The organism is Sorangiineae bacterium MSr11954 (assembly GCA_037157815.1).
Classification (GTDB): Bacteria; Myxococcota_A; Polyangia; order Polyangiales; family Polyangiaceae; genus Pendulispora; species Pendulispora albinea.
In genome coordinates this window covers 4,290,307-4,305,027 of record CP089984.1, presented here as the reverse complement: position 1 = coordinate 4,305,027, position 14,721 = coordinate 4,290,307, and the positions used below count along the sequence as shown (strand labels likewise).

Here is a 14,721-nt window from a genome sequence, read left to right as displayed (position 1 = left end):
ATCCGCGGCGGGAAGGCCGGATCCTCCATCCCCCAAACGAGGCGCGTGTCCTTGGCGGCAAGAAGCCCGCGGCGCCGCCAGAGCGCGTCGTCGTGCGCGCTCGATCCCTCGCGCGCGCGCGCCAAGCTCCAGAGGACCCGCTGCCGCGAGTCGCCATCGGGAAAGACGGACAGGTATTGCCGATGGATCGCGCGCGCGCCCCCTTCATGTGCGATTCACGGTTTGGTCCGAAAAACGCGCCCCTCCCGAACGCGCACAAAAGCACGAAGCCCCCATCCTCGAACGAGAACGGGGGCACGAACTGCACTCAAAAACGATCAAATTCCATTCATGGTCTCGGCCATGAGCCAATCGACCACGTGCTTCGCCTCCCCCTTGGTTCGGTCGAACACCTCGATCTGCCGCCGCGCGCTCGAGCCATTTTTGGCGATCTGGAGGATGCGCTCCATGTGATCGTGCGTCTTGAAGATGTCGGTCGCCTCTTGCACCAAGTCGACCATTTCGAGCGCCAGCTCGTAGAATGGGCGCTCGGCTTGCTGGCCGAAGTCGATGAGGCGCGCGTCGGTGCCGAAGCGCACCGCGCGCCACTTGTTCTCTTCGATCAAGCTCCGCGGGTAGCTTCGCCACGCGGTGTTCTTGCGGTACATGAGATAGAGCTTGGCCATGAGCGCCTGCACCAGGGCCACCACGGCCACGGTGTCGCGCATGTTGGTGGGCATGTCGCAAATACGAACTTCGACCGTGTCGTAAAGATAATGCGGGCGCACGTCCCACCAGATCTTCTTGCCGTTGTCGATGCAGTTCGTCTTGATGAGCAGATCGGTGAAATTCTGGAGCTGCTGCGGGCTCTCGAACTCGTCCGGGATGCCCGTGCGCGGAAAGCGCCGGAAGATCTGCGAGCGCGTGCTCATGAGCCCCGTCTTGCGACCGAGCCAGAGCGGCGAAGAACAGGTGAGCGCCAGGATGTGCGGCAGGAAATACCGCAGCTGGTTGGTGAGCGCGATGGCGACGGACTTGTCCTTGATGCCCACGTGGATGTGGAGCCCGAAGATCAAGTTCTCGCGCGCCACGTCCTGCATGTCGTGCACGAGCGTGTGGTAGCGATCGTTGTCGGTGATGTCCTGCGCCCGCCAATCGCTGAACGGGTGCGTGGACGCGGCTACGATGCGCAGCCCCCCTTTGCGCGCGAGGCGGTCGAGCTCCCCGCGCATCTCCACCAGCTCCGAGCGGACGCTGTTCACGTCCGCGCAGACCGAGGTGCCCACCTCCACCATCGATTGATGCATTTCGGTGCGCACCCGCTCGCGGAGCACGCTCTTACCGTCTTCCAAAATGCGTGAGATGTAGCTTCTGAGCTCACGCGTTTCGGGGTGAACGATCTGATATTCTTCTTCTACACCGAGCGTAAATTGCCCGTCGATCATCTACCCCTCGTCTACGTTTGAAGTTTTTAGGTCGTTTCGGGTCGCGGTATCGGACTCTCCAGGAATTTTTGGAACGCGTGCACGCTCGCGTTCTTCCTCCCCTCGCGGGCCAGCTCGATGGTGAATCGCGCCATCTCGTCGACCACCATGTGGAAGTACCGGGGGAGGATGGATCGCACGCACATGTCGGGCGCAGGGTTGGTGAAGTCGATGGCGTACGGCACACCATCTTTGCACGCGAACTCCACCGAGTTCATATCGTAGCCGAGCGCGTGGTTGAGCGCCCAGGCCCCGTCCAATATTTTCTGCTCCAACGCCTTCGGCAGAAAATTATCGGCCTCGACGTAACAGCGCCGGCGCGGATCGTACTTGATTGGCAGAATGAACTTCTTGCCAATGCAAATGCAGCGCACGTACTCGTCGAACTCGATGAACTCCTGCAAGGTCATGACCAGCTGGTTGCTGTCATTGTAATCGCGCAAGAGCTCATCCATGTTGTTGACGCGCGACACGTTCTTCCAGCCGCCGCCGTCCGCCGGCTTCAGGATGGCCGGGAACTTCACGTAGTCGGCAATCTTCCCCCAATCGAGCGGATACTCGAGATTGCGCAGCGACCGACTGGGGTCGATGGACGGCGCGTAGCTCTTCGAGGGGAGCATCACCGTCCGCGGAACCGTCACACCGATCTTGGAGGCGAGCGAGAAACCGAAGAACTTGTCATCGGCGCTCCACCAAAAAGGGTCGTTGACGACGTATGTACCCGCAAGCATCGCCGCCTTGAGGTGAAACCGATAATACGGCACCTCGTGGCTCAAACGATCGACCAACACCCGGTAGGGCGATTGGTATCGCTCCGGCGTCCCTCCGAACTTGGCGAGTTCCGCTCGAAATCCAGGGGTTTCGTTGACCTTCGCGATGAAGGCCGGGGGGAAAGTGTCCTCGTAACCGACAACCAATCCAATGCGTTCTGTCATACAGCTATGTGACTTTACACCGACTCAAGCGGCCCTTGCCAAGCATCCCGGATGTCTTTTCGGCGATGGGAATCCTCATTTCACGGACGGGCCGTCCCCCGCAGGCTTTTTCTAGGGCGCCGGGCCCTCCGGATGGCGCCCAGCGCGTCACGTGCGTTCGCCGGCGTAGCTGGAGCGATATCGTGAAGGTGGAAAAGGGCGCCTATCTTACATGTCCACCTCCCCCGAATCGTAGCGCCACGCGCCATCTTCCCGCACGAACGCCGAGCGCTCCGTAAACGAGCGGTCTTGCCCCCGCTCGAAGATGCGCGCGTGGAAGCGCACCTCCCCTCGATCTCCGTCCTCCGACGCCTCGAGGATCGTGAGCCCCATGAACCGCTGCTTCTCACGCGCCCGCGAGAGCTGGCGCACATAGTCGTCGGGCGGCAAATCCCTGTCCGGGTGCCCGGCGGAGAGCGTCTCCAGCAGGTAGCCACCAAGCCCGAGCGCAAATGCCGCATAGCGCGATCGCATCAGCGCCTCGGGCGTGGGCGCCTCGGCTCTTCCCGCGTGAAAGGGCTCGCAGCACGCGGAATAACGTGCACCGGAGTAACAGGGGCATTCGCGGGGACGGGTCGGCTTCATGGTCTCGTACAGAGCTGAGTAGCGCACCCTGCCGCGCCGGCGGTAGTGCCGTTGGACCTCCGTCGCGTCGCAAGCGTCGCACCGTCACGTCGCGCATCGCGCGCCTTGACTTCGTCCGTGTATATGGCATCCAATATATTGCATGTCGCATACGGGACCCTTGGCGGCGGTGCCGCGCCGGCTTTTGCGGGATGAAGCGTATGGGCGGATTCGGGACGCCATCATCGATGGCACCTTGGCGCCCGGTGAGGCCATTCGGGACGGGGAGCTGGCCGAGCGGCTCGGGTTGTCACGCACGCCGGTCCGCGAGGCGCTGGCGAGGCTCTCGGACGAGGGGCTCGTGGAGTCGAAACCGGGATCGTTTACGCGGGTTACGCCGCTCTCACGGCGCGATGTGATGGATGCGCACGTGGTGGTGCTCACCCTGCACGAGCTGGCGGTCCGAACGGCGGTGCCCAAAATGACGGAGACCGACATTCACGAGCTCACGGACGCCAACGCGCGCTTCACCGAGGCCCTCGACGCGGCCGACGTCGAGCGCGCGCTCCAGGCAGACGACGCGTTTCACGAGGTGTTCGTCCGCGTGTCGGGGAATCGGGCCATCGCGGCCACCATCGAGCGCTACACGCCCCTCATCCGGAGGCTCGAGCGCCTTCGGTTCGGATCACTGCCCGGGCGGGGCTCCGTGAAGGTTCATGCGCGCATCATTCGCGCGTGCGCCGCCCGCGACCCCGAGGCGGCGGCTCTTTTGACCGTCCAAAACTGGTCCACGCTCGGTCACCTCATCGACCGCGCGCTCGCCGAACTCCAAACCCCCTGAGAGAGAACGACATGAAGCTGAACGCATTTCCTCGAAAGCCGCTGCTCTTCGGACCTTCGCCGATCCACCCGCTCCCAAGGCTCACCGAGCACCTCGGAGGCCAAGTGGAGATTTGGGCCAAGCGGGAGGACGTCAACTCCGGGCTCGCCTTCGGCGGCAACAAGACGCGCAAGCTCGAGTACCTGGTGGCCGACGCCATCGCCCAAGGGTGCGATACGCTCGTATCCATCGGCGGCGTGCAGTCGAACCACACGCGGCAGGTCGCGGCGGCTGCGGCTGCGACGGGGCTTCGCTGTCGGCTGGTGCAAGAGAGCTGGGTCGATTGGCCCGACTCGGCCTACGACCGGGTGGGCAACATCCTCTTGAGCCGGCTCTTGGGTGCGCGCATCGAGCTAGTGCAGGCGGAGTTTGGCATCGGCTTCAAAGAGAGCTGGGAGCGAACCTTGGCCGACGTCGTGGCCTCCGGCGGCAAGCCGTACGCGATCCCCGCCGGGGCCTCGGATCACCCGCTGGGCGGCCTGGGGTTCGTGAATTGGGCCATGGAGGTGGCGGAGCAGGAGCGCGCGCTCGGCATCTTCTTCGACACCATCGTCGTTTGCTCGGTCACCGGTAGCACCCAGGCCGGCATGATCGTGGGGTTCGGCGCGCAGGAGCGGCGGCGTCAGGTGCTCGGCATCGACGCGTCGGCCAAGCCCGCGGAGACGCACGCGCAGATCGCGCGCATCGCCCGGAGCACGGCCGAGCGGGTGGAGCTCGGCCGCGATCTGGAGGACCGCGAGATCGTGCTGCTCGACGACTACCACGGGGGCACGTACGGCATCCCCGACGCGCGGACCCTCGACGCCATGAAGCTCGCCGCCCGCATGGATGGGATGATCACCGATCCCGTCTACGAGGGAAAGTCGATGGCCGGCTTGATCGACCTCGTGCGCAGAGGCGGGATCGGCAAAGGCTCACGCGTGCTCTACGCGCATCTCGGCGGACAGCCCGCCCTCAACGGCTACAGCGCGCTTTTTCGCTGATTCGGCCGGCGACGGGGCCACGAGCACCTCGGCCATCTCGGCGGCGCTGGCGTTGCCGCCCGAGCAGACCACGGCGATTTTTCGGTCGGCGAAGAGATCGGGCCGCGCGAGCACCGCGGCCACCGCCGCCGCGCCCGCGCCCTCGGCCATGGTGTGGGCGTGGGTCATCATCAGACGCTGCGCCGAGCGGATGGCCGCATCGCTCACGAGCAAAAAGTCGGAGAGCTTGCCGCGCACGATCTCCTGCGGCAGCACGAAGCCGCGGCCGGTGGCCAGCCCCTCGGCCACCGTGCGGTTCGAGTGGCTCACGCATTTGCCCTGCCGGAAGGACTCGTGCCCGGCCGGCGACGCCTCGGACTGCACGGCGATGACCCGGCACCGAGGCGCCATCGCGGCCGCCATGAGGCACGCGGCCGCCGCGCCGGTGCCGCTCCCCACGGGCACCACCACGGCGTCGAGATCGGGCACCCGCTCGAAGATTTCCATGTAGCAAGTGCTCACGCCGGCGATGAGCTCGGGCTCGTCCGGCTGCACCAGGCGCATGCCCCGCTCCCCCGCCACCCGAACGGCCACGGACGAGCACTCGTCCACGGTGGCCCCCTCGAGGACCACGTCGGACCCGAGCGCGCGCACCGCGCGGACCTTCTCGGGGTTGGCGCGCTCGGGCATGACGATGCAGCACGGCACGCCGAAGATGCGCGCGGCATAGGCGACCGATTGCGCGTGGTTGCCCGTGGAGTACGAGACCACGCCGCGCCGGCGGTGCTCCTCGCTCATCGACGAGAGCAACGTAATGCCGCCGCGAACCTTGAACGCACCGACGGGCTGCACGTTCTCGTGCTTCACGTGGACATTGGCGCCCAGCACGGCGTCGAGCCCGGGATAAGACCACATGGGCGTGGGGGTAAGGCGATCGTGAAGGACGCGGCGAGCTTGCAGCGCGTCGGTGAAGGTCGGGATGCGCATGAGTTCACCCTGGCAATGGTTCGTACATACGTCCAATGCCAATGTTGGGCACAATGCATAGATGCCGTCTATAATTGCGTCATGCTCGATCTGACGCGCCTGCGGGTGCTCGCGGAGGTGGCCAAACATGGCTCGGTGACCGCCGCCGCGCAAGCGCTCCACTATGCGCAGCCCTCGGTGAGCCACCATCTGGCGCGGCTCGAGGAGGAGACCGGGGCCAAGTTGGTGCAGCGCGTCGGGCGCGGCATTCGTTTGACCGATGCCGGACGCATGCTGGCCGAGCGGGCCGCGGAGATCCTGGGCCGCCTCGGGGCCGCGGAGGCCGAGCTCTCGGCGCACACGGGCCTGCGGCAAGGGCGGGTGCGCTTGGCCGCGTTTCCTTCCGCGCTCGGCACCTTCGTACCCAAGGCCGCGGCGCTGCTCGCGGAGAAGTTCCCGAACCTGGATTTGCGGCTTCGGGAGGCCGAGCCCCCCGAGGCGCTGCAACAGTTGCGGGCGGGCGAAATCGACGTGGCGGTGGTCTTTGCGCACGAGTTCGCGGCGGACAACGGGCTGCCGCCGCCCCCGGATGATGACGGCGTGCGGCTCACGCACCTCTTGACCGAGCCGGTCCATTTGGTGGTGCCCAAGGGAAAGCGGCGCCGCAAGAACCTGGCCGCCTACGCCGACGAGCGCTGGATCGCCGGCTGCGATCGCTGCCGCCGCCATCTGCTCGCGCAGTGCGCCCGCGCGGGGTTCACGCCCAAAATCGCGTTCACCACCGACGACTACGTGGCCGTGCAAGCGCTGGTGGCCGCCGATCTGGGCGTCACGACCTTGCCGGAGCTGGCGCTGCTCTCGGTGCGGCACGCCGGCATCGTCGCCCTGCCGCTCCCGGGCGCGGTGCGCTCGGTGCTGGCCGCCACCTACGGTCAGCCCCCCGATCCGCCGGCGACGGCCGCGCTGCTCGACGCACTTTCGCGGTCGGTGCCGCGGCAAGGGCTCACACGAGGCGCGCGCGCACCTGCCTGACGAGCAGCGGCGAACGCCAGCCAAGGCGCAGGAAATTCGCGGCCCCGCAAAGATGCGGCGGATTTTCGCGGTGCGGGGTAACTATGGGTGCGAATGGATCGTCCCCGCCGCTTCCGGCTGCCCGCTGCATGGCCGATGCTCGCCGCCTTCGCCCTCGCCTCCCTCGCCTCTTTCGCATGGGCAAGGCCAGCGCGTGCCGCCGATGTCACGTTCGGGCTGGCGATCGCCGTGGCCTCGCGCGATGGAAAACCGGTTCGGGACGATTCGTGGATCCGAGCGCAGATCGAGGAGGCCAATCGCCTCTTTGCGCCGGCGCAGGTTGGCTTTCGCTGGACCATCGAGACACGGCTCGCCGCCGAGCACACCGAGATGCACACGCGAAAAGACCGCGACGCGCTCGCGAACGCCATCGTGGACCGCACGACCATTCCCATCTTCATCGTGGAGTCGCTGGAGGATGTGGACGAGCCCGGACGACCGCGAAGGGGCGTGTGTTGGAAAAAGCGCTACCTCATCGTGGCCGCGTATGCGCCCCCCACCGTTCTGGCGCACGAGCTCGGCCACTTCTTCGGCAACGCGCACAGCCCGGTCACCGACAACCTCATGAGCTATTCGCGCAGCGGCGGCGACGTCTTCCTCGACGAGCTTCAGATCGCCGCCATCCGTGCCTCGTCGAAGCGCTTTCTCGCATCGGGCTTTTTGAAGGACATGGGCCCGCCGCGCCTGTATCCGTGAGCTGTGCCCTTGTTTTCGTCCTCGTCCTCGTCGTCGTCGCATCTTCCCATCGAGCTCCTCCACGTCGACGAGCACGTCGCCGTGGCCAACAAGCCCTCGGGTCTCCTCGTGCATCGCGGCTGGGACGACGACGACGACGTCGCGCTCTTTCGGGTGCGCGACGCGCTCGGGGCGCGCGTCCACCCCATCCACCGCCTCGATCGCGGCACCAGCGGCGCGCTCCTCTTTGCGCGCACGCGCGAGGCGGCCGCATCGCTGGCGCGCGCCTTCGAGGCGGGTGAGGTGGAGAAGCGCTACCTCGCCCTGGTTCGCGGTACGCCGCCGGAGTCCGGACGGATCGATCATCCCATCCCCAAGAGCGAAGGTGGCCCCCGCGTCCCCGCGCAGACGCGTTACCGCCGCATCGCGCGTTCGCCGGTGGACCGCTGCTCCCTCGTCGAAGCGTGGCCCGAGACGGGGCGCCTCCATCAAATCCGACGCCACCTTCGCCACATCCACCATCCGCTCATCGGCGACGTCAACTACGGCTCCGGCGAAATCAACCGCCACTACCGCGCCCACTATGCCCTTCACCGCCTGGCGCTGCACGCCGCGAGCCTCGTCTTCGCCCACCCCATCACGGCCGCCCGCATCGCCGTCACCGCACCTCTCCCGGAGGATTTCGCCCGCGCCCTCGACGCGCTCGGCTTACTCCGTGACCCGGCGGGCGAGCTGATACGCTGAGCGTATGAGAGCCCCCATCGACCGCGCGCTCGAGGTGTTCCACGCCACCTACGCGAGCGTGCCGGCGTACCGCACCTTTCTCGAGCAGCACGGCATCGCGCCGGACGAGGTGCGCGACGAGGCGTCGTTCCGGCGCCTGCCCTTGATGACGAAGGAAGACTATTTTCACCGCTTCCCGCTGGATGCGCGCTGCCGCCACGGCGCCCTCGCCAGCGCGGAGATGGTCGCCGTCTCGTCGGGATCGACCGGGGAGCCCGCGTTTTGGCCGCGCAATGAGCACGACGAGGCGCTCGTGGCCGAGCGGTTCGAGCACGTGTTCCACGACTCGTTTCGGGCCGATGAGCGGACCACCCTCGCCATCATCTGTTTCCCGCTCGGAACGTGGGTCGGCGGCATGTACACCACCGCCGGCTGCCGCGCGCTCCGCGCCAAGGGGCACAAGGTGACGGTGGTCACCCCCGGCAACAACAAGGACGAGATCCTGCGCGTCTTCACCGCGCTCTCCGGCTCGTTCGAGCAGACGGTCCTCCTCGGGTACCCGCCCTTCTTGAAGGACGTGGTCGACACCGCCCGAGCCCGCGGCATCGACCTACCGCGCGCCCGCCCCAAGCTGGTGCTCGCGGGCGAGGTCGTCAGCGAGGAGTGGCGCACCTTGCTCGCCGAGCGGCTCGGACAGGAGAACGTCTTCTACGACTCCGCGTCGCTGTACGGAACGGCCGATGCCGGCGTCCTCGCCAACGAGACGCCGCTTTCCATCGCGCTGCGGCGCTTCTTCGCGGCGCACCCGGACCTAGCCCGCGAGCGCTTCGGCGAGGAGCGCTTGCCCACCCTCGCGCAATACGATCCGCGCGCGCGCTACTTCGAGGAGAACGACGGGACGCTCCTCTTCACGGCCGATGGCGGCGTACCCCTGGTGCGCTACCACATCGCCGATACGGGCGGCATCGCGTCCCACGACGCGTTCCTCGATTTTGCGCGCTCCGGCGGCTTCGTGATGCCGCCCGCTCTCGAGGGCGGGCGCGGCATCCGCCCGCTCCCCTTCGTATGGGTCTTCGGGCGATCGCACTTCACCGTCTCGTTCTTTGGCGCCAATGTCTTTCCGGAGAATGTCACGGTGGCGCTCGAACGAGCGCCGATTCACGCGTGGGTCACCGGAAAGTTCGTGCTGATGGCCGAGGAGGACGAGGCGCGCGATCGGCAGCTGCGGCTCGTCGTCGAGCTCGCGCCCGGGGTCACCGAAACGAACGACATGGCCCCAGCCATCGCCGAGTCCGTGGTGCTCGCGCTTCGCCTGCGGAGCAGCGAGTTTGCCAACTACGTCCCGCCCGAGCGGCAAAGGCCCCAGGTGGTGCTCGCGCCCGCAGGCGATCCCGCCTGGTTCCCGGTGGGGGTCAAGCACCGCTACACGCGCAAGGCGCCTTGAGCCCATGGATGGCACCGGGCTTATCGCGATCGCGGTCGTGCTCGCGGTCTTCGGGTGGCACCTTGCGCGGCAGAACGAGTACTTTCGCGTCTCGATTCGCCGGGGACGGGTGCTGGTGGTCCGCGGACGGATCCCGATCGGCTACCTCGAGGATCTGCGGGACATCGCGCGGAACGTCCCCCACGGAACGGTGCGCGCCGTCAAAGACGCTGGAAAAGCGCGGCTGATCCTCGCGGGCCCCATCGACCCGGTCACGGCGCAGCGGATGCGCAACACGTTCTCCCTGTACCCGGTGGTCAAGCTTCGCGCCGCGCGGCCCCTGGCGAACCCCAACGCGGGGCAAATCTTGGGCATCACATGGCTCGCCTGGCGCCTCGCACCACCCGAGCGCCGCGACGATTAACGCGCGCACCAGCCTTCGATCGGGGCGGGCCTCCGTCCTTCGACCGGCCCTTCGCCCCGGGCCGAACCCCGACCTTCAACCCGCCTTCCCGCGCGACGGCCCCGCCTCGGGCGGGAGCGCCCGCAGGGCCGCGAGCAGCTCGACCAAGCCCGGATGATCGGGCGCCCCCGCGCGCCGCACGGCAAACACCGTGTTGCGCAAAGGAGGCCGCCCCCAGCGCACGATGCGCACCTTCCCCGGCATCGCGCGCGCGCAAAACCCAGGAAGGATGGCGACGCCGCGGCCTTTGGCCACCGACGCGACCACCTCCTCGACCTCCTCGAAGTGGCTCACGCTCGACCAGCGCGGCGCGCGCCGGCCGAAATGATGTCCGAACCAACGGCCGACGACGTAATCGCCGTCGTCGTACGTGATGAGCGGAATGTCTTGAAAAGCGTCGATGCTGCGGAGGCGGCGCGCCCACGTGGGGCCGGCTAGAAGGTCGAGCGTCTCCTCGTACACCGGCTCCACGCTCAGGTGCGCATCGACCGGCGCGCGGTAGACGAACCCCGCGTCGACCTGGCCGCCTCGCACGCGGCGCAGCACCTCGTCGAGCTCGGGAAAGCGCAAGGTCACCGGCCGCCGCTCGAACGCCTTGCCGAGCAGGATCGGAAACAAAACATAGCGCCCGAAGGCCGACACCGCCGCCAAGTCCAAGCCGGCCGGCGCGAGCCCCTCCCCCTTGCGAAGGGTCGCGACGTCGCGCGCAAACCCGCGCACCAACCGATACAGCTCGTCGGCCAGCGGCGTCGCGACCACCCGCGCCGCGCGGCGCACGAACAGCGGCTGGCCGAGCTCCTCCTCCAGCCGGCGAAGCTGGTAGCTCACCGTCGGCTGCGTGCGGCCCAGGCTCGCGGCCGCCCTCGTGACATTGCCGACCTCGTACACGGTGGTGAATGTCGCGAGAAAAGGGAGATCCGTATCCATCGAGGAATTCTATGGACCGGGCGCAAAAGAATCAATTGGACCCATCCCCCCGATCCCGCGCACCTTGCACGCAATGCGCTACCTGCTCCTCGCGCTCGCCGCCTCCTGTGCCCCCGCGGCCTCCACCTTGCCCGCGCCATCCACCACGACGGCGCAGTCCGCGCCAGCCGCCCCCTCTCCGACCACCGCGCGATCCACCCCGGCCGCGCCGGCCGCACCACGCCACACCTCGCCCGAGGGCCCGGCCCGCGCCTACATCGACGCGAGCGATCGCTGCACGAGCACCCCGCTGCGCACCGCATTTCACCCGGCGTCGCACCTGGTGCGGGTCGACGACGCAGGCGCCGTGCAGTCGAAGACCATGCTCGCCTGGTGGCTCGCCATCGACGCGCCCAAGCCCTGCGTCCCCGCCCTGGAGCGAACGCTCACAGTCCTCGATCGCGAAGGCCCGATGGCCATCGTCGCGTCGTACGCACGCTACGCGACCCACCGCTTCCACGATCTGCTGCTCGTCGTCGACACGCCCGACGGGTGGCGGGTGGTGGACAAAGTCTACGACATGCTGAAGCCCGAGGAGGCGCCGCCCCCGTGGTCCGACGAGCCGGGCGTACGCAGCGCCCTCGAGCAAAAGATCCGCGCCGCCCTCGACAACGATCCCGCGCTGCTCGCGAGCTCGCACTTGGACGAGTGCATCTACAGCGCCGTTCACGTCGCCGGTGTACCGTACGCGCGCGCCAGCGTCTCCGAGTGGGCCGCCCGCTATGCCGCCCGGCGCGAGCGCGGAGAGGACGGCCGCCAAGCCCAATGGCGCGTCCTCGCCTCGAAGGCGTCCGGCAAAATCGCCTTCGCCAAGCTCGATGTCGTCGCGCACGGACGGCGCTACGTCGATCACATCGCCTTGCTCCGCGTCAAGGACACGTGGCGGATCGCGGCCGCGGTGTGGGGCGATCCCAGCTGAACGAGCTGAACGAGTCCGCCGCCAGCGCCTCGTTCGCCAGATCGTCGTACGACATCTTCGCCGCCCGCCGCGCTTCCTCCTGCGTGTAAAAACGATCCATCAACTGCACCGGAATGCCGCAGATCCGAGCGGCCGCCCGGCCGAAAACCCTTCGAAACAAGCTCGATTCATTGTACAGCGCTTGCACCCCGCAGAGCACCCGCACCAAGGTGCTCGCCCGCTCCCGGTTCTTTTCCCCGAGGAGCTGCAGCCGCTTGAACGCCTCGCGAAGACGCTTTCCATCGGGATCGACCCGCTGCATCGGATCGAAGAACACCGCACGAAAGAAGGGCGCCGCGGAATAGACGACCCGCGCGAGCGCCATCGCCGAGCGCGCGCGCTTCGTCCAAGACGCCGGGGGCTCGTTCGCGACGAGGGCCGCGTACTCCGCGGACGCGTAGTACTCCGTCATATGGTAGTCGATGGCCAGGTGCCGCGATTCATCGCGGTTGATGCGATCCATGGCGGCTTGGCTCATGGCATCGTTCACGTAGTCGTCGATGGAACGCAAAAGCGCCATATCGAGCGCAATCTCGCCGCCGGTGACATACACATTTGCGATGTCCGGCGGCACGTTCTGCACCAGGTGCACGAACGATGGCGCGAATCGCTGGAGCGCACGGCTCATTTCATATTTTTGGTAACGATGAACATCGTAGTAAACGGCCAGCCGCTCGGCGACCACCGCGTGCCGCTCCTCGTCCGCCACGAAGGTGCGAAAGATGTCGCGAAGCACCGGATCGCGCGCGTTTTTAGCCTGCTGCGCGAACAGGGCCTTCGCCAGCCGCTCGATGCCCGCCATATCCGTAAAATACTGAACGATTGCCATCTCATCCGCCTTGGCCATGGGCCTCGGCGTTCCGGACCAGTCCAGGTCGGAGATGGCCCACTGGTCGCGCTTGCACCGTTCGAACATGGCCTCGAGGTCCATCGTCTTCGCTCCGGCAAAGCCCCCGCCACGCAAGGGTCAATCTGAATACGATCGTATCCAGATGATGCGCGCGGCGACTGTCCGCGTCAAGGACACTGAAACGTCACAACGGAGTAGGATGCACTTCTGCATGACAACCGAACGGGTCTATGGAGGTCTTCCCCGCCTGGAACGCCGCGAACGACGGCGCCAACGATTGCTCGAAGCCGCGCTGGATGCCATCGGAGAAGGAGGCCTGAAAGGGCTCAGCCTGCGCTCCGTGTGCGCCCGCGCGGGGTTGACGAGCCGCTATTTCTACGAGAGCTTTCGCGATCTCGACGAGCTCCTGGTCGCGCTCTTCGATCGCGTCGCCGACGAGGTCACCGGCGCGACCCTCGACGCCGTAGCCCAAGCACCTTGGGATGCGCTCGCGCGCGCGCACGCCGGCCTCGAAGCCGCCATCCATGTCATCACCGACGATCACCGCAAGGCCAAGCTCTTGCTCATCTCCGGCTCCGGTCCCGAATCGCTTCAGCGCCGCCGCCGCGAGCAGCTCGTCCAAGTCGCCACCGTCATGAGCAAGCTCACGCGCGACTTCTACGGCGCCGATCGCGTGACCCCCACCGACGCGCGCCTCACGACCATCACCTTCGCCGCCGGCTATGTCGAGCTTCTGCACGAGTGGCTCTCGGGCTCGTTGCCCGTCTCGCGCACCCGCTTGGTCGATCACATGGCCCGCATCTTCGTCGCATCCGCAACGGTGCACTCCGGACGCGCCGCCGCTCCGCCCCCCAGCGAATGAGCGCACCGTGCGCGCGTTACCTGGTCGATCCCATAGCCAGCACCTTCGTCGCCACCCCAACGGTGTGCTCGGGGCGCGCCAAAGCTCCGCCCCCAGCGAATGAGCGCACCATGCGCGCGTTACCTGGTCGATCCCATAGCCAGCACCTTCGTCGCCACCCCACGGTGTGCTCGGGGCGCGCCCCAGCTCCGCCCCCCAGCGCCCCCCAGCGAATGAGCGCATCGTGCGCGCGTTACCTGGTCGATCCCATAGCCGGCATCTTCGTCGCCACCCCAACGGTGCACTCCGGGCGCGCCCCAGCTCCGCCCAGCGAATGAGCGCACCATGCGCGCGTTACCTGGTCGATCCCATAGCCAGCACCTTCGTCGCCACCCCAACGGTGTGCTCAGGGCGCGCCAAAGCTCCGCACCCGAGCGCACCGCCCGCGCGCGCCGTTACCGGATGGCCGTTCCTTTGACGGTCAGCGCACAAATGCCGCTGTTGCCATTGAGCTCGACGGATAGAACGCCGCTGCCGTCGAGCACCAAGGTGGAGGACGTGAAGGTCACGTTGTAGCTGGTGCTCCCATCCGAGAGCGTGCACGACGTGGCGTTCTTCAAGCGCGCATGGCTCGCATCCGACTCCACCATGGTGAGCGTACAGCCATCGAAGCTCGATAGGAATTCACCGGGCGCCGAGCCCGGCGTCAGGTCGAAGGCTTTGCCCGTTTCGTCCAGGTAGCCTGCGCTGCAAGGGGTCGTGGCCTTGCTCCCCGACTGGAAGGTCCAGTGGCCAACGAAGGCGCTGTCCGCAGCAAGTGCGCTGCCGGCGACGGTGGTGAGTGCAATCATGGAAAGGCGGGCAACGAGGGTCTTATGCATGGAGAACCTCCCGATGAAGTAGGTCGTTCCATCCTCATTGCCGCTCCGTAGCTCGTTTGGA

The 14,721-nt window shown here is 67.0% G+C and carries 16 protein-coding genes; 9 read left to right on the top strand and 7 right to left on the bottom strand.

Going from position 1 to position 14,721, the window contains the following annotated elements:
* Positions 1-317: 317 nt before the first annotated feature.
* The 3 genes from LZC94_16975 to LZC94_16965 form a co-directional block, all read right to left on the bottom strand.
* On the bottom strand, positions 318-1,424 hold the full coding sequence (locus LZC94_16975) for a carboxylate-amine ligase (protein WXB18918.1): 1,107 nt from the start codon (positions 1,422-1,424) through the stop codon (positions 318-320).
* A gap of 26 nt (positions 1,425-1,450) precedes the next feature.
* Positions 1,451-2,398, bottom strand: a complete 948-nt coding sequence (locus LZC94_16970; protein ID WXB18917.1) for a hypothetical protein — start codon at positions 2,396-2,398, stop codon at positions 1,451-1,453.
* Between the two features lie 207 nt (positions 2,399-2,605).
* Entirely contained in the window at positions 2,606-3,022 is a 417-nt protein-coding gene (locus LZC94_16965; GenBank protein WXB18916.1) for a hypothetical protein, read from the bottom strand.
* 142 nt (positions 3,023-3,164) lie between these two features.
* Here LZC94_16965 and LZC94_16960 point away from each other — a divergent pair, with 142 nt between their 5' ends.
* Together LZC94_16960 and LZC94_16955 are read left to right on the top strand one after the other, a co-directional pair.
* Complete coding sequence (locus tag LZC94_16960) at positions 3,165-3,842, top strand: GntR family transcriptional regulator (GenBank protein ID WXB18915.1); 678 nt, start codon at positions 3,165-3,167, stop codon at positions 3,840-3,842.
* Positions 3,843-3,853: 11 nt separating this feature from the next.
* Positions 3,854-4,864, top strand: coding sequence for a 1-aminocyclopropane-1-carboxylate deaminase (locus tag LZC94_16955; protein WXB18914.1), 1,011 nt, complete (start codon positions 3,854-3,856; stop codon positions 4,862-4,864).
* On the opposite strand, the gene LZC94_16950 is transcribed toward LZC94_16955, so the two are convergent.
* Complete coding sequence (locus tag LZC94_16950; protein WXB18913.1) at positions 4,796-5,830, bottom strand: pyridoxal-phosphate dependent enzyme; 1,035 nt, start codon at positions 5,828-5,830, stop codon at positions 4,796-4,798. The two genes, LZC94_16955 and LZC94_16950, sit on opposite strands and share 69 nt — an antisense overlap.
* A gap of 81 nt (positions 5,831-5,911) precedes the next feature.
* On the opposite strand from LZC94_16950, the gene LZC94_16945 reads away from it, so the two are divergent.
* From LZC94_16945 to LZC94_16925, 5 genes are all read left to right on the top strand, one after another.
* On the top strand, positions 5,912-6,841 hold the full coding sequence (locus tag LZC94_16945) for a LysR family transcriptional regulator (GenBank protein WXB18912.1): 930 nt from the start codon (positions 5,912-5,914) through the stop codon (positions 6,839-6,841).
* 93 nt (positions 6,842-6,934) lie between these two features.
* Entirely contained in the window at positions 6,935-7,576 is a 642-nt protein-coding gene (locus tag LZC94_16940) for a hypothetical protein (protein ID WXB18911.1), read from the top strand.
* Positions 7,577-7,579: 3 nt separating this feature from the next.
* Positions 7,580-8,299, top strand: coding sequence for a pseudouridine synthase (locus tag LZC94_16935; protein WXB18910.1), 720 nt, complete (start codon positions 7,580-7,582; stop codon positions 8,297-8,299).
* Between the two features lie 4 nt (positions 8,300-8,303).
* Positions 8,304-9,722, top strand: coding sequence for a phenylacetate--CoA ligase family protein (locus LZC94_16930; protein ID WXB18909.1), 1,419 nt, complete (start codon positions 8,304-8,306; stop codon positions 9,720-9,722).
* A gap of 4 nt (positions 9,723-9,726) precedes the next feature.
* Positions 9,727-10,125: a DUF3634 family protein gene (locus tag LZC94_16925; GenBank protein WXB18908.1), complete on the top strand. Its 399-nt coding sequence runs from the start codon at positions 9,727-9,729 to the stop codon at positions 10,123-10,125.
* Positions 10,126-10,200: 75 nt separating this feature from the next.
* Here LZC94_16925 and LZC94_16920 read toward each other — a convergent pair whose 3' ends face one another.
* Positions 10,201-11,091 (bottom strand): LysR family transcriptional regulator, encoded by an 891-nt coding sequence (locus LZC94_16920; protein ID WXB18907.1) that lies wholly within the window; start codon positions 11,089-11,091, stop codon positions 10,201-10,203.
* Between the two features lie 73 nt (positions 11,092-11,164).
* On the opposite strand from LZC94_16920, the gene LZC94_16915 reads away from it, so the two are divergent.
* On the top strand, positions 11,165-12,049 hold the full coding sequence (locus tag LZC94_16915; GenBank protein ID WXB18906.1) for a nuclear transport factor 2 family protein: 885 nt from the start codon (positions 11,165-11,167) through the stop codon (positions 12,047-12,049).
* Here LZC94_16915 and LZC94_16910 read toward each other — a convergent pair.
* On the bottom strand, positions 12,000-13,019 hold the full coding sequence (locus tag LZC94_16910) for a ferritin-like domain-containing protein (GenBank protein WXB18905.1): 1,020 nt from the start codon (positions 13,017-13,019) through the stop codon (positions 12,000-12,002). The genes LZC94_16915 and LZC94_16910 overlap by 50 nt on opposite strands.
* Before the next feature lie 130 nt (positions 13,020-13,149).
* Here LZC94_16910 and LZC94_16905 point away from each other — a divergent pair, with 130 nt between their 5' ends.
* On the top strand, positions 13,150-13,800 hold the full coding sequence (locus LZC94_16905) for a TetR/AcrR family transcriptional regulator (GenBank protein WXB18904.1): 651 nt from the start codon (positions 13,150-13,152) through the stop codon (positions 13,798-13,800).
* Positions 13,801-14,234: 434 nt separating this feature from the next.
* On the opposite strand, the gene LZC94_16900 is transcribed toward LZC94_16905, so the two are convergent.
* Positions 14,235-14,660, bottom strand: coding sequence for a hypothetical protein (locus LZC94_16900; GenBank protein WXB18903.1), 426 nt, complete (start codon positions 14,658-14,660; stop codon positions 14,235-14,237).
* Positions 14,661-14,721 lie beyond the last annotated feature (61 nt).

What these genes read in the sequence shown, in the direction of transcription:
- LZC94_16905 (WXB18904.1), top strand. Translation starts at nt 13,150, where the DNA reads ATGACAACCGAACGGGTCTATGGAGGTCTTCCCCGCCTGGAACGCCGC.
- LZC94_16915 (WXB18906.1), top strand. Translation starts at nt 11,165, where the DNA reads ATGCGCTACCTGCTCCTCGCGCTCGCCGCCTCCTGTGCCCCCGCGGCC.
- LZC94_16965 (WXB18916.1), bottom strand. Translation starts at nt 3,022, where the DNA reads ATGAAGCCGACCCGTCCCCGCGAATGCCCCTGTTACTCCGGTGCACGT.
- LZC94_16930 (WXB18909.1), top strand. Translation starts at nt 8,304, where the DNA reads ATGAGAGCCCCCATCGACCGCGCGCTCGAGGTGTTCCACGCCACCTAC.
- LZC94_16920 (WXB18907.1), bottom strand. Translation starts at nt 11,091, where the DNA reads ATGGATACGGATCTCCCTTTTCTCGCGACATTCACCACCGTGTACGAG.
- LZC94_16960 (WXB18915.1), top strand. Translation starts at nt 3,165, where the DNA reads ATGTCGCATACGGGACCCTTGGCGGCGGTGCCGCGCCGGCTTTTGCGG.
- LZC94_16950 (WXB18913.1), bottom strand. Translation starts at nt 5,830, where the DNA reads ATGCGCATCCCGACCTTCACCGACGCGCTGCAAGCTCGCCGCGTCCTT.
- LZC94_16940 (WXB18911.1), top strand. Translation starts at nt 6,935, where the DNA reads ATGGATCGTCCCCGCCGCTTCCGGCTGCCCGCTGCATGGCCGATGCTC.
- LZC94_16970 (WXB18917.1), bottom strand. Translation starts at nt 2,398, where the DNA reads ATGACAGAACGCATTGGATTGGTTGTCGGTTACGAGGACACTTTCCCC.
- LZC94_16945 (WXB18912.1), top strand. Translation starts at nt 5,912, where the DNA reads ATGCTCGATCTGACGCGCCTGCGGGTGCTCGCGGAGGTGGCCAAACAT.
- LZC94_16900 (WXB18903.1), bottom strand. Translation starts at nt 14,660, where the DNA reads ATGCATAAGACCCTCGTTGCCCGCCTTTCCATGATTGCACTCACCACC.
- LZC94_16975 (WXB18918.1), bottom strand. Translation starts at nt 1,424, where the DNA reads ATGATCGACGGGCAATTTACGCTCGGTGTAGAAGAAGAATATCAGATC.
- LZC94_16925 (WXB18908.1), top strand. Translation starts at nt 9,727, where the DNA reads ATGGATGGCACCGGGCTTATCGCGATCGCGGTCGTGCTCGCGGTCTTC.
- LZC94_16955 (WXB18914.1), top strand. Translation starts at nt 3,854, where the DNA reads ATGAAGCTGAACGCATTTCCTCGAAAGCCGCTGCTCTTCGGACCTTCG.
- LZC94_16910 (WXB18905.1), bottom strand. Translation starts at nt 13,019, where the DNA reads ATGGACCTCGAGGCCATGTTCGAACGGTGCAAGCGCGACCAGTGGGCC.